Raw genomic sequence first — 13381 nt, forward strand, 5'->3', positions numbered from 1 at the left:
ACAGCCCAGCATGAGCAGGCGAGGCAACTGTCATGACAACGCGGTAGCAGAAAGCTTCTTCCAATTGCTCAAGCGCGAGCGCATCCGCAAGCATATCTATGCCACCAGGCAAGAAGCACGAAGCGATGTGTTTAGCTACATTGAAATGTTTTACAACCCCATCCGCAGACATTCGTCTGCGGATGGCCTGTCTCCGATAGAGTTCGAGAGACGCAATTCCATGAGGCTTTTAACTGTCTAGGAAATGCTGGTCGATTCACTTCAAGCCCTCGGTGATGTCTCGCTGTGTATTGCTGGCTGTTGGTAGCCAGTAGCGCCAGATTTGACGAGCAAGCATCAAGCCGCGGTCTGCAGTTTCTAGCGCACCTCGATCCTCGATTTTTTGAAGTACCGCCAGCAATTCCATGGGCTGGATCTGATCCATTTCGCGATCACCAATCCATGGAAAGAGATCGCGTTCGAGCTGACTTAATGTTCGTGCGGCATGACCAGGGCTCCAATTGGCTGCTTGCCTTCGGTGCCAATCCAGCGCAACTTCTTTAAAAGTGTTCCCCAGCCCAGTGGGGTTGATGAGCTTTTGAAGTTTTCGCTCTTTAACAGGATCCACACCTTCTGACTTTTTGATGCGCGCAGCATCTCTAGCAAGGCGTGCAGCACTCAAAGAAACATCGGGGTACTTCCCTAAAGCAAGGCGACCTTCCTTGCCATCCTTGCGGTACTTCCAAAACCAGCGCCGGGATCCTCCCGGACTGACTTCGAGGTACAGGCCATTGGCGTCGGTAAACCGCTTCCTTTTAAGGTCAGGCGGGCAAGTGGCATTACGGCACTGAACATCCGTCAACATGGGGAACATCTCCTGTATGAAAGTCTTCTTTACAGGCATATGGGGAACACCGGGGGAAAAATCCAGTAGCAATCACGTTTGTTCCCCTTTAGTTCCCCATCCCCACCATAGATGCCAAAAAACATCCTTGGACGATCAAGGACTCTAAGTCATTGATTTACCAAAAGAAAAGGGGTCCAGTGAACTTCACTGGACCCCTTTGGACGGGTAGTTGGTGGGCTGGCGTCAATTAAACCGAAGCAAATTCACCTTAATAATCAACTATCTTTTGCTACATTTTTTGATGCTAGTTCCCCGGTTTGTTCCCCGGTCATACCTTTCATAGGCTGATCAGCTAATTTTTTGACAGACATCTCCATCAATGTTCAACAAGGTATTCCTGGGACCTCGATATGGCCCCGTCCGCAAGAACCTCAACGAGGTCCGCAAATGTAGTCTTACGAAGATAACCTTTATCCACATCGGTGAGAGCAGCTTAATTGAAAAAAATTTCAACCTCATATCACGAAGCTGAGGACATCTACAGATCCTCAGCAACCCAACGTCACAAGCCCCTGTGTATCTGCGCAGGGGCTTTTTTGTTGCCGTGTATAGGAGATCACTTTGGAAATATCCATCCCCTCGCTTCTGTCTTGCCCCTTCTGTGAGCACCCGGAAGTCACCCCTCGGGCACCGGCCACCTATGCCTGTGCCGTGCTGGGATGTGCTGTCGGTGCTGCTGGAGGCTTTCATGCCTCGAACAAAGGGCTATCAATTGCCAGTCTCCCCAGCACTTCACTTGCTTCAGCAGGATTTGCTTTCAACGGCGTTGCTGGTGCCGTGGTTGCAGCTATGACTGCAGCAGCCATTGGGTGTGATCTAGGTGCTAAAGCTGGCGCCAAGATTGACCTCGTGCTGTTTGACAACTATCGCTGCAGCGCATGTCGAAAGACTTTTAAGGTCTGAGTCGTTCCGTAGCACGACGCGTCACAGTCTTTTTGTGGAATACGTCTCATTTATTAATTAAGGAGAAATCTGATGGCACACCTCATTGAAACCATGGCCTACGCTGGCCAAACCCCTTGGCATGAACTTGGCAACGCATTGCCTGCCAAACAAAGCATCGATGTCTGGGCACAAGCTGCAGGCATGGACTGGCGTATTCAGGAAACACCTGTGCGTTATCTCGCCTCAGATGGAAATACAGGCCTATCTGGTCTATATGCCGAGCCCAAAGAGTTTCCAGAACAAAAAGTGCTCTACCGCAGCGACACGCAGGCACCGCTCTCCGTAGTGGGCAGTCGCTACAACGTGGTTCAGCCCCGCGAGGTACTGGAGTTCTACCGAGACCTGACCGAAGTGGCAGGTTATGAGTTGGAAACTGCTGGCGTACTCAAGGCTGGGCGTAAGTTCTGGGCATTGGCGCGCACTGGTAAATCTGTCGCGTTGAAAGGCAATGATGTTGTCAACGGCTATTTGCTGTTGGCTACGTCATGCGATGGCTCCCTGGCTACGGTGGCCATGCCTACGACAGTGCGCGTGGTGTGTAACAACACTCTCACAATTGCACTCAAGGATGGCGTTGGTTCCGTCAAGGTTCCCCACAGCACTACGTTCGACGCACAGGCAGTTAAACGCCAACTCGGTATCGCAGTTGGACAGTGGGACAGCTTTATGTACCGCATGAAGACGCTGGCCGAGCGCAAGGTCAAGACCCATGAGGCGATGAACTACTTCCTCAAGGTGATCTGCAATACAGACAGCCACTCTGATTTATCAGTCGGCTTGACCAATGAACGAGCACTTAAGAAGGTACAGATGCTCTATGAAGGCCACGGCCGAGGTGCAGAGATGCATGCTGCCAAAGACACTGCCTGGGGCTTGCTGTGCTCAGTGACCGAATTCGTTGACCATGAGAAACAAGCGCGCAGCCAAGACAACCGCTTGGACAGTGCTTGGTTTGGTCAAGGTGCTGCCATCAAGCAGCGCGCCTTGGATCATGCTTTGCAGCTGGTAGCCTGAGCATGCTCGCTGGTTTGCAACTCTGGCCGCATTGGCTGTTTCCGCTAGGTTTCCCCATCTACGTTCCACCCCCACGAACCGCCTTCTGAGGCGGTTTTTTTATGCCCGCAATTTTTGCGGGCCAAGGAGATTTGTATGTCAGTTCATTTGTTGAGCAATGCCAAGTTGGATGTCCGTGAAACACCAGTGGAGCATCCCAGCCGCCCGCGCAAGGGTGCCGCTTTGCGCCTGGTATCGACCAAGGACATGGCACGCGATGATTGGCTGGAGGTGCGTCGCACAGGCATTGGCAGCTCCGATGCTGCGACTGCCGTTGGCCTCAATCCCTACCAGTCCCAACTGGAGTTGTGGATGCAAAAGACCGGCAAGGCCGACCTGCTGCCTGCCATTGATCCCAACGATGACACCAGCCCCATGTTCTGGGGTACGTTGCTGGAGCCCATCGTGGCAGCCCACTACACCAAGCGCACGGGCAACAAGGTGCGGCGCGTAAACGCAGTGCTACAACACCCCAAGCATCCTTGGATGCTGGCCAATGTGGACCGTGAGGTGGTGGGTTCATCCGAGGTGCAAATTCTGGAATGCAAGACTGCAGGCATTCACGGTGCACGCCTTTGGAAGGATGGCGTGCCTGAGTATGTGCAATTGCAGGTCATGCACCAGTTGGCTGTCACGGGCTACAAGGCTGCAGATGTGGCCGTGCTCATTGGGGGACAAGAGCTGCGCATCTTCCGCATTGAGCGGGATGAGGCTTTGATTGCCCGTTTGATCGAGATGGAGCGCGCATTCTGGCAACTGGTAGAAAGCAATACGCCGCCTCCCGGAGATGGCTCTGACAGTGCAGAAAAAGCATTGCGTTGCCTCTATCCGAACAGCGCAGGTGAAGACGTGGACATGAGCGATGACTCAGAACTCAATGCCACCTTTGAAGCTCTGCTGCAGGCCCGTGAGCAGCTCGATGCCGCACAGAAGAAGGAAGCACGCTTGCGACAAGCCATTCAGATCCACATGGGAGAAGCTGGCAAGGCCACGTTTGCCTGTGGTGGCAGTGTGACTTGGCGCCGCAGCAAGGACGGACAAGCATTCGATACCGTGCAGTTCGTCAAAGACCATCCAGAGATGGCCAAAGCCTACTTGAGCACACGTCCAGGCTCACGGCGGTTTTGCGTGCAACCTGCCTAATACCTCTCACTTCTATCCCTACAACCCATCAGCTCCCCGTGGCTTACGCCACCGGGAGCTTTCTTTTTTTGGAGCAAAACATGATCAAAGGCTTGATGCTTACCCCACCTGTGATTGGCCGGATTTCGATTGGCAAGGTGGTTGAAAAGAACGGCAAGCGCCTGCCTGAAAAAGACGATGAGTTCACTATAACTACCCAAGTCCAGCAGCGCGGCCAATGGGTGCTACATCCCTTAGATGAAGCTTTACGCCGTGCACAGGCACATGACGGCATAAAGGAAGGCGCGCAGCCTTCAGATGAAGAGAAGAACAACAATGCGCGTCCAGCCAAGCGCACGCTCAAAGACAAGATGGGGGTTGCAGGTCAAGCGCCTGCAGAAACTAGCTCTCCACGACGCAAGCTACGTAGCATTCCCGTGCGCGTCTTGTTCAATGACCCAGATCTGAACCTGCGGGCCAACTACTGCATGTTTGACCGCAGCACAGCGCGTCCTGTCTGCGTGGGTGACGGGGAGAGCTGCAAGCGCGTCACGGATCAAGGGCTGGAGACGATGGAATGTCCCGGTCCTGATAGCTGTCGTTTTGGGCTGGGTAACTGCAAGCCTTATGGGCGGCTGAACGTCAGCATCGGTGACAGCGATGAATTGGGCAGCTTTGTGTTTCGCACCACGGGCTTTAACAGCATTCGTACCTTGGCTGCACGCCTGCAGTACTTCGCTGCTGTCTCTGGTGGGCACCTGGCCTGTATGCCGCTGGAGCTCAAGCTGCGGGGCAAATCGACTACGCAGTCACACCGCGCAGCCATTTATTACGCAGACTTGGTCGTGCGCTCAGGGCTATCGCTCAATGCTGCCATTGGGCAAGCCAAGGACTTGGCTGCAGAGCGCTTGGCTGCAGGCTTTGACCAGATGGCTTTGGACAGGGCTGCACGCCACGGCTTTGCCAATGGCTGCTTCGAAGATGCACCGGATGAAGTCGCTGAGATTGTGGAGGAGTTTTATCCCGATGGCACTCCAACGCTCACTGGCTCTGGCATTGAGGCCGCCGATGATGGCACCCCAAACCGGCTGCGCCATGGTACGCATAGTCCGTCATCTTAAAGACCGTGATCGCATAGACCGTAGTGTTTAACACCGTGTATTTGCACACCGTGATGCTTTGTCCCGTGTGCAGATGCACTGTGGTCAAGACTGCTACGAATCGTAACCATTGCGCCCCATGGCAAGCAAACCAATGACCGAAGAAGACCGCTCTCCCGTGCTCAAGGCTTTCGGGCAAGCCGTGCGTGAGGGCCGCAAAGCGCAGGGGTTTTCTCAGGAGGGTTTTGCGCATTACTGCGGCTTGGATCGCAGCTACATGGGAGGTGTGGAGCGGGGTGAGCGCAATGTGACGCTGGCCAATATGGAACGCATCATCGCTGCCCTGCACATGAAGCCCTCGGAGTTCTTTCTGGCCCTTGATGGGCATTTCCGAGACATCAACGTGCAACTCAAAACTGCGCATTTGAACGGCTTTGCACCGCACTACCTGCAGACCATCCCCCGCAAGCCCTCGTAAAGCCCATACCCACATCCGCCTTCCTCTGGCTAGAGGGCGGGCGGATGTGTTTTTTCGATTGAAGACCAATACCCAAGAGAGGGATATATGAAAAAGCGACTACTTATTTGTTCGGCCTTGGCCTTGGCTGGCTGCAGCTCATCACCCGGCACTGGCGACGTTGAGAAATTTCTGGAGCCCAAGTTCGCCAGCTGTGAAAACATCGAAATCGTGGACATCAAAAAGACCAACGGCTATGAGGACGATGGCTACTACCGGGTGGAATACACCTACGGCATTGAGCTCAAAGATCCCAGCATGCTCAAACAGCTCTTGCACACCCACGAGCAAGAAAAAGAGAGCGTGCGTACGTGGTTAGAAGCGACAGAGGCACGCAAAAAGCACATTAGCTTCCTTCAAAGGGAGATAGACCGCATCTATGACGAATATGAAGCCCTAGGCCCACAGCGCCACCAATTCTCCAATGATGGCTCACCCTATCCATCACCTGATCGACTCAAAGAATACTTCGCGGCATTCAAAGAATGGAAACAACAAAATCCACCCCCTAGCTCCTGGCAAGAACGAAAAGATGAACTTGCAAAACTCTATGCTGATGGTCCTACGGTTCATCAACCAAATCTGAAGGTTTACAAGAATGAATTTTCCGCAGTAGGCAACTACTACAACGCAGGTTGTCCACGTGAGAGCTTCTCAAAGTTCATACTTGAAATTTTAAAAATCCCTGGACAAACCGTACAAGAGACCCAAGACGTTACCAACTGGTTTCAAGAGTACGAGATAAAAATGCAAGGCACGGTGACCATGCGCAAGACCGATAACGGCTGGCGTGCTTTGAGTGAAGGCTAATAGCGTCTATTCATGCCCAACGCCTTACGCGTTGGGCAAAAAGACTATCTTTTAATTTTTTGGTTTGTCTATGGACAGTTGCCCATGCACATCATCCTTGGAATCATCGTTTTTTTAATTTTTTTAGGGTGTGCACCGAAGCTTTTTAAATGGCTGCTGCTGATAGATGTGGTCGCCTTGGTGCTGTATTACATCGGTCTAAGGATCTGTGCTCTCATCATTGGGGCATCCAAAGGAGGTGCACGCTCTGGGGCTCTTGCTGACTATGCGATGTATGGCATACAGATGATGCTCGCAGCTCCAGCCATCGTAGTTCTAGGCATCCTCTGTGGCCTCATCGTTGTAATGACCAAGCCCAAGACCAGGACTTGAAGGGACTCAAGCAACCTGAGTTTCCATAAGACTGCTGTGCAGCGGTTGCTGCCGGTCCCGGGCGAGACGCCGAGGACTGCTTTGGGGACAGAAACGGACGTTCGAGATGCGATATACGTAACGTCCTCCCGACCAGATGCACCAGGCAGAAGCCAACGCTCAAGCCTGGGCGCATGATCCCCTCTATCCCTCAACGAAAATTGAGAGATAGGCGTTAAGCCTATCCGCTCGTATTGGAGATCGCTCAATCAATTGTTGGCAGTGCCCTTCAAGTTCGATGTCGGTCAGCTGGGACTCGCAAAGATCCGTCAACAGTACGCGAGCGTCAGCCACCAAGGCCGTCAATCGGTCAAGCGTAAATGCATAGCTGTCGTGCGCGGCAGCTGCCACCGTCGCTTTGTTTGTCGGATGAACTACAACCCGTAAGCTCATAAATCCGTTGTAGTTCTTATCGAACCACTGTTGGGCGACAAGCAACTGACCATGCTCTTCCTTGGTTAATGGGTTTTTCTCCAGTTTGCGGCTTTTTGCCTCCAGAATGAGTGCAACCTTATTCGGCAGCAACCACAGGACATCTGGCCCCTCGCCGCCATCATCATGACGTTCTGTCGACAGGCCAATCAATTCACCTAGATCTGCTAAGGCCTGTTCAAACTGATTCGCAGACGCGTTGGAATTCAGCTTTGATACCACCAACTCAAACCGTTGGAGCAGACCACGACGCATCCGGTATCCTCGCAATTGGGATGCGATAGCTGCACCCTGAGCTCCAGGAATTGGCAACGGACGGTACGGAGGCATTACCCGCGGCCGCAACAAGTTGCGATTCGACCCAAAAGCTGCTCGCTGCAGCTCATCGCTACGGTCATTTTGACCCCAATGATTCGCAATACGACCGGCCAACTGGAGCAACCAGCCCCGTGTCTGTTCATCAGGCAAGACTCGACCATTTGCCACGTGATCCAATTTGGCGATCGCCTTGTCGTGATACCCATCCGCCCAATTATTGAAGGCTTTACGTTCTGCCGCAGCAATATCGAAGCGTTGTGGATCAAGATCCTCCTGCTCCACATTTTCAGCTAGGGTGGCTGCATGGTACTCAACCCAATTAACGTCCCTACGGATGCTCATCTCGATTGTCTTCACCAAGTCCTCGACATCCTCCACTTCTTTGCTCACCGTGGACCCCATTTCAAGCTGGGCACGAGTAGCACCGGTGAGTAATTTGAAGTTGGCATCTTTGGCTATCCAGCCTGACAAATCCGCTCCGGCAAGCAGTACAACACAGTAATCGCCAGCGCCTCGTGCTCCGCGTCCGATGCCTTGCTCAATGCGTTGCGCAAGCATTCGACTAATAGTCGAGCCACCATAAAGAGTATTTGCGCGCAGCAATTCATAGTCCGATGTACCCGAAGGCAGACCTTCCATAGCCAGCAACCTGCAGGAATCCCCTGGTAAGTCAATACCATCGTAACGATTGGCGAATGCTATCGGCCCGCTGGTCGCGCGAGCTTGTAACGCCTCAACTTTTGCCTCCACTTGATCGGAACCCTCTGCAATCTCCGCAATATCTTCCCAAGCCTTGGCTGCAAAATTTGATGGTACAAGAACAATCGCCCCAAGGTTGCGCTGCGCTACCTGCGTGAGCAACGTCTTCATGACTTCGTTTGCATCAAACTTGAACTTCATCAAGCTTGGAATCAAGATCATCCGCTCACTGATCCCAGCCAACGATCGAGACGTCAATGCATTCCCAACATGTTGCGGGTCTGCATCGAATGTGCGTACGATTTCGCTATCGTCAGCAATCGTGGCAGACATGTATATGCGGCGCGGCGCGTCAGCAAATGTTGGAAAGCTGTTGACCAGTGGCAGCGCAGATGTCACCGTAAAGGCATCGCTGCTGATTAACGCGTGGCACAGGTGTAGGTTGTCACGCAATAGCGGCCAAGCAAATGGGGTGTCGCTTCCATCGCCGCGTAGCAAGGTGCGCGCGGCATCGATCTGCTCGTGCCAAGCCCAATAAGGGACCTCAACAACGATATTACTTAATCCGGAGACGGTGTCGTCAAAGGTGCCAAGACGGTCGATATCCCGAAATGCTGGCCGGAATAGCGAACAGAGATCGTTGTATCTATCTTGGTCATTCTTGGACGAAATTTCCAGCGTGAAAGATTCCCGCACCACTGAGAAGGCCACATGGGCATCATCGAGGATGACAGCTCCCGCCCTGATTGGCATTCGTCCGCCCCTAACGCCGAACTTGCTGAATCCGTTAAACAGCGCTTTGTACGTCGCGACCATAATACCTTTGCCATTAACAAAGTCATCTGCAAGCGGTTGACCGACAACGTAAGGCACGGCGGTCATACCAAGCGAGCGCGCCTTCTCCAGTGTTTGGTTGACTAACTGCGTTGTTGGGGCCAGATATAAAACCGGTTCTTTGAGTTCGTTCAGTGTTGATTGCGCCATTAACAGGCCAACGAGCGTCTTTCCCCCACCGGTATGTAGCTTTACTACCGTATCGCGCTCGTTTCTGCGTTTGAACCATGCCTCTAATACCTCTGCTTGGCTGGTGTAGAGATCGTTGATCCCTTGAGGCTTTGGAACACGTCTAAAAATTTCAAGCGGCTCGACCGGCGCAACACGCATGGCCTGCGACCTAAGTTTGTTGAAATCAACCATATTTTTCTCTCTTATTTACACTCGCTGACTTAACTAAGGATCACTTTTCGCCATTCATCGCGTGCATGAAATTCACGCAACGAATCCAGGTCGATCACTAAAAACTACTATTTAGTCACTTCTTGTCTCGCATTTCTCGCCCAACTATTTTCCGATGTGCATTAAGGGGCGACATTAAACTCATCATTGAGCCACTTCATAGGAACAAGCTTGGTACCTTCACGCCAATCCTTTAATCCGACGACTCCCGATATATCGCCCCAAAGTTCACGCGAAGCATGGTCCAAAACAATCACCTGAAGGCCACCCTTGGCATTCAGTACAACTTTGTTGAGCACCTCGAAGGCTTTGTGTACGGCAACAACATCTTCGTCACGCAGTCGTGGCTCTACCTCTTCGTCTATCGGGCGCTGAATTACTTGCTTTGGGAAATAGACCTGACTCGGCTGGTCAAAAACCAAAAATCCAGGCACGGGACTATTTGGCTGAGATAGAAAGAACTGCTGCAATGCCAGTAGCATGGCTAAGTGGTACGAAAGCCAATTGGATCCGCTACCAATTTCTGACAGGTAATCATCGCGGTCTGCCCCTTGGACCTTAATTGTGAGATCGCTAATCTCCAGCGAAATGGGGTCGTCAGGATTCTCTACGTCCAGGAAAGGCAAGAGGCGGCCGGCGTATCCATTGACGGCCGTCAGCGCACGGCGCTTCCTCGATTCCACGTCCTGCTCCTTCAACTCAGCGTCAAGGGCCCGCACTTTCTCTCGTAGCTTGCCAACCTCTTCAGCCAAGCCACTGTCACCACCCAAACGGCGATGCAAGTCCAACGCGGACTCAAGTTTGCCCACAAAACGCTCGGCTTTCTTCGCCGCAAACTGTCGCTCATTGGCCTCGACTGAGCGGGATGACAGCGCACGTTTGCGAACTTGCACCGAACGAAGACGCTCGGTCGTCAATCCGACATCTGTTTTTACACGTTGCATTTCGCGATCGAAAGCCGCTGGGACCTCTTTGTTGATCCCCGCTTCAGCTTCCACCGCCTTTAACCTGCCAGACAGCACCTTTAGCTTGTTACGCGCCGAATCGGTATGGCTGCCACACATAGGACAGTCGGAGCTGTCATCCGCGTTTCCGTGGATCCAAGTCGAAAGCTTCAATCGGCCTCGCTGTAATGCGATGGCTGTTTCGTATTGAGCACCACTGACGCTCATGCGATTCATCTCAGCCAGACGATGTCGCAATGTTGTTAACTCTCGTGAAACCTCTCGCTCCTCTTGCTCCAAAGCATTCAGCTCTCTTAACGCCTCCGAGATGGTCGCGGTGCTGACAGTGATCGTGAGGTCGGTACGGGCAACGACCTCTTCTAGCAACTCGATCATTTGACTCCGCGTCGGTTGCACCTCTTGTTTTGGCACCAAGCCTAGTTCCAAAGCTTCACTGAACTTCGCAGTGAGATCTGCCAGCCATCGGGCAGACACCTCCTGAGCCTCTTTGAACTCTCGCTCCTTGCGCCGCAATTCGGATCGCAGCCGGCCAAGTTCATATTGCTTGGCCATGAGACTTGGGGTCACTGCGCCGAGGACGTACGGAAAGATCTTTCGGAGCTTTTCCCTATGCTCATAGGTATTGGTCTTGAAGAACAATACATCTGGGTTAGCGACGACGTTCTGCGGCTGGAAGGTGAAGGCTGCCAAGTCCCGGAAACTTGGTCGGCCGTCGAAGCCAGTGGCCTCTTCACCACCGGTGAAATCCAAGTTTGATAGCCCAGAAAGTTCATCAAGCAGACGTTTTACTACCTCGGCACTGGTGTTCTTAACAATCCGGTGCGGGACATCTTCGATGCGATCAGCTTCCAGTAGGAACATGTCTTCCGTGCTCCGTTGCGCGCCCGGCTCACGGCGAGCAAGAAGTTTGTCACCCTGCGTTGTCGCAACAATTACGCCGAACCACTCACAATGCTTTCGAATCGTGTTGACCGGAATGGAGCAAGTCCTAGAGCCTAAGCAGTAGTCAATAATTGGAATGACTGCAGACTTTCCTGTCCGCGATGCACCGCTGATCACGTTGACCTTACCCAAATCAAAACGCAGTCGGCGAGGCTTGAAATCCGGGTTGCGTGGCCAAAGAATGACTGCACGGATTTGGAAGAACATTAAAGCCTCACCTTCAAGGTCGTAGTGATTTCATGGAGGGTTAGAGGTCCGAACCAACCTCCGAGTTTTTCCGCGCCACTCATGAGTTTCTTGACTTCATCGGGGAGGCCACGTGCCGCCGTTTTTGATAGTGGCAAGGCACAACCGGACTCAGTCAACTGGATCAACCGGCCAGCCGCAGCCAACTCGATCGAATCCAACGTAAGTGTTCTCCATCGAAGCGATCGCTCGTGGATTTGCAACAGTAAATCCTGCTTCGATACTTTGGAGTCACTAAACTTTGCGGCGAAGGCCCTCAAGCCCGAACTGGCCCACGTGCTGTACAACAACTCCACGGTGGCTTGGTGCAGCACGATGGGCAGCACCACGAACAGTGTCGGCAACGCCGGCGCATCGCCAGTGGGATGAGTCTTGACATAGGCACAGCAGAAGCGCCAAAGGAGGGCTGCGCCGAGTGCGGGATTCTGGATGTTTTGTGCTTCGACTGCGAGCATCGTCATGCTGCCTTCTTCGGCCTAAGCTGCAGCTCGAAGTCGGGATGCCAGCCGATCGCTAAGTCATCGGCGAGCCGATGAAGGCAACCGGGAATGAAATGTCCTGGCGCTTCCTTCTGCTGAACAGGCACGCTGTCATCCATGCAATCGGCGTATAAAGCCAGGCCTTGTTGGTCTGGCCTTTTTTCGCTATGAGCAACCCTGCAAGTCAACCGCTTATTCCTCCAACTGCGCTTTAACGTCATGTCCAACTCTTCGAAGGAGGTTGCATCAACGTCTCCACTGATCGCCCACGCAGTTCGGTCCGCAGCCGCCATCAGATAGTCGCTTATAGCCTCGAGTTTGTCTTCAAACTCAAGCCCGATCAGGTCCAACTGCTGTACGAACACCCTCGGCAGGTGACCCTCAGCCTCAGTGGTGCTAGGCCGCTTGGCATAGGTCGTGAGCACTGTCTCGCGGTCTACCTTCTGGACATACGCGGTATACCAGGTACGAAACTCATCACTTGAAATGATAGCGGGCTTGCCCGCCTCCAACATCTCGTCAACGCGACGCTTTACAACACCACTCAAATGGTCGGCAATATCTCGGATCTTGCTGTGCGTGATCGGATGCGTCTTGAGGATCGCCTCGACATCTGCCTGAGGACTTCCCGACCCACAAGTCAGCTTGAAGTTTTTGATGACCCGCGCCACCAATTGCTGGTCAGCGTTGAAGACATTGTCGACATAGGATGCGATGTTGGCAGCGACATGTGCACGTAAGTTATTACCTGGCTCACTTCCCCATAAGGTTGCTCTCGCTACCTCAATGGCTGCATTAGCGGCCTCCAAAGTGGCTGCTCCGGAAAAAGCATCGACCAACGTGGCTGACACCTGCCGAGAAACGTACATCTCGAACGTGGTCCGATCCGGGTCACAGTCGCCAGCGGCGGCCATGGTTATCCAGTTTGAAAACGTTTTCCAAAGAGATTTCGCCCGATCCGCCACAGGGTTGGCGGTAAGAGCGCTTTTGCTTTGCCCCAGTGTGACTCCCTGAGTATCTTCTTGTGCGACGTCATCAAGGTATTCCATGCTGCAGGCGCTTCCCGGTGGCGCCTGCAGCAAGAGCTGCAGAAGGCGCGTGTACTGAAGTCCAAAGCCGAGTGCTTGTCCAGGAACCTCTGTCTTGCGTTTGCGCAGAGAGCCTCCCCTTCCCATCAATTTCGTCATACAACTCCCTCAGGAACTATGGCGACGTCATTT

The 13381-nt window shown here is 53.1% G+C and carries 13 protein-coding genes; 8 read left to right on the forward strand and 5 right to left on the reverse strand.

All coding sequences use genetic code 11. From position 1 onward, the window contains the following. On the forward strand, nucleotides 1-241 hold a 241-nt coding region (locus tag AC27VO_RS14630; RefSeq protein ID WP_488667451.1), incomplete at its 5' end, for an IS3 family transposase. A 15-nt stretch (nucleotides 242-256) separates the two neighbouring features. Here AC27VO_RS14630 and AC27VO_RS14635 read toward each other — a convergent pair. Further along, nucleotides 257-844 (reverse strand): tyrosine-type recombinase/integrase, encoded by a 588-nt coding sequence (locus AC27VO_RS14635; RefSeq protein ID WP_488667452.1) that lies wholly within the window; start codon nucleotides 842-844, stop codon nucleotides 257-259. 603 nt (nucleotides 845-1447) lie between these two features. Here AC27VO_RS14635 and AC27VO_RS14640 point away from each other — a divergent pair. The 7 genes from AC27VO_RS14640 (at nucleotide 1448) to AC27VO_RS14670 (ending at nucleotide 6805) form a co-directional block, all read left to right on the forward strand. After that, nucleotides 1448-1789 (forward strand): hypothetical protein, encoded by a 342-nt coding sequence (locus AC27VO_RS14640; RefSeq protein WP_488667453.1) that lies wholly within the window; start codon nucleotides 1448-1450, stop codon nucleotides 1787-1789. Nucleotides 1790-1861: 72 nt separating this feature from the next. Continuing rightward, nucleotides 1862-2845, forward strand: coding sequence for a DUF932 domain-containing protein (locus AC27VO_RS14645; protein WP_488667454.1), 984 nt, complete (start codon nucleotides 1862-1864; stop codon nucleotides 2843-2845). A 135-nt stretch (nucleotides 2846-2980) separates the two neighbouring features. Continuing rightward, the gene (locus tag AC27VO_RS14650) at nucleotides 2981-4027 is read left to right on the forward strand and encodes a YqaJ viral recombinase family nuclease (protein ID WP_488667455.1); all 1047 of its coding nucleotides are present in this window, start codon (nucleotides 2981-2983) and stop codon (nucleotides 4025-4027) included. 80 nt (nucleotides 4028-4107) lie between these two features. After that, nucleotides 4108-5127, forward strand: coding sequence for a recombination directionality factor (locus tag AC27VO_RS14655; RefSeq protein ID WP_488667456.1), 1020 nt, complete (start codon nucleotides 4108-4110; stop codon nucleotides 5125-5127). Nucleotides 5128-5245: 118 nt separating this feature from the next. Further along, nucleotides 5246-5584: a helix-turn-helix domain-containing protein gene (locus tag AC27VO_RS14660; RefSeq protein WP_488667457.1), complete on the forward strand. Its 339-nt coding sequence runs from the start codon at nucleotides 5246-5248 to the stop codon at nucleotides 5582-5584. Nucleotides 5585-5671: 87 nt separating this feature from the next. Next, a complete protein-coding gene (locus AC27VO_RS14665) occupies nucleotides 5672-6433 on the forward strand; it encodes a hypothetical protein (protein WP_488667458.1) in 762 nt (253 codons plus the stop codon). Between the two features lie 12 nt (nucleotides 6434-6445). Beyond that, the gene (locus AC27VO_RS14670; RefSeq protein ID WP_488667459.1) at nucleotides 6446-6805 is read left to right on the forward strand and encodes a hypothetical protein; all 360 of its coding nucleotides are present in this window, start codon (nucleotides 6446-6448) and stop codon (nucleotides 6803-6805) included. Between the two features lie 183 nt (nucleotides 6806-6988). On the opposite strand, the gene AC27VO_RS14675 is transcribed toward AC27VO_RS14670, so the two are convergent. The 4 genes from AC27VO_RS14675 to AC27VO_RS14690 form a co-directional block, all read right to left on the reverse strand. Next, nucleotides 6989-9490 carry a DEAD/DEAH box helicase gene (locus AC27VO_RS14675; RefSeq protein ID WP_488667460.1) on the reverse strand — a complete coding sequence of 834 codons (2502 nt, stop codon included), beginning with the start codon at nucleotides 9488-9490 and terminating at the stop codon, nucleotides 6989-6991. Between the two features lie 161 nt (nucleotides 9491-9651). Continuing rightward, complete coding sequence (locus AC27VO_RS14680) at nucleotides 9652-11643, reverse strand: DUF3732 domain-containing protein (RefSeq protein WP_488667461.1); 1992 nt, start codon at nucleotides 11641-11643, stop codon at nucleotides 9652-9654. Beyond that, nucleotides 11643-12143, reverse strand: a complete 501-nt coding sequence (locus AC27VO_RS14685; protein ID WP_488667462.1) for a three component ABC system middle component — start codon at nucleotides 12141-12143, stop codon at nucleotides 11643-11645. The genes AC27VO_RS14680 and AC27VO_RS14685 overlap by 1 nt, the downstream gene beginning before the upstream one ends. Then, entirely contained in the window at nucleotides 12140-13348 is a 1209-nt protein-coding gene (locus AC27VO_RS14690) for an ABC-three component system protein (RefSeq protein ID WP_488667463.1), read from the reverse strand. Before AC27VO_RS14690 ends, AC27VO_RS14685 begins: the two co-directional genes overlap by 4 nt. Nucleotides 13349-13381: the final 33 nt, after the last annotated feature.

It is taken from the genome of Comamonas sp. 14P8.1.4 (assembly GCF_057799285.1).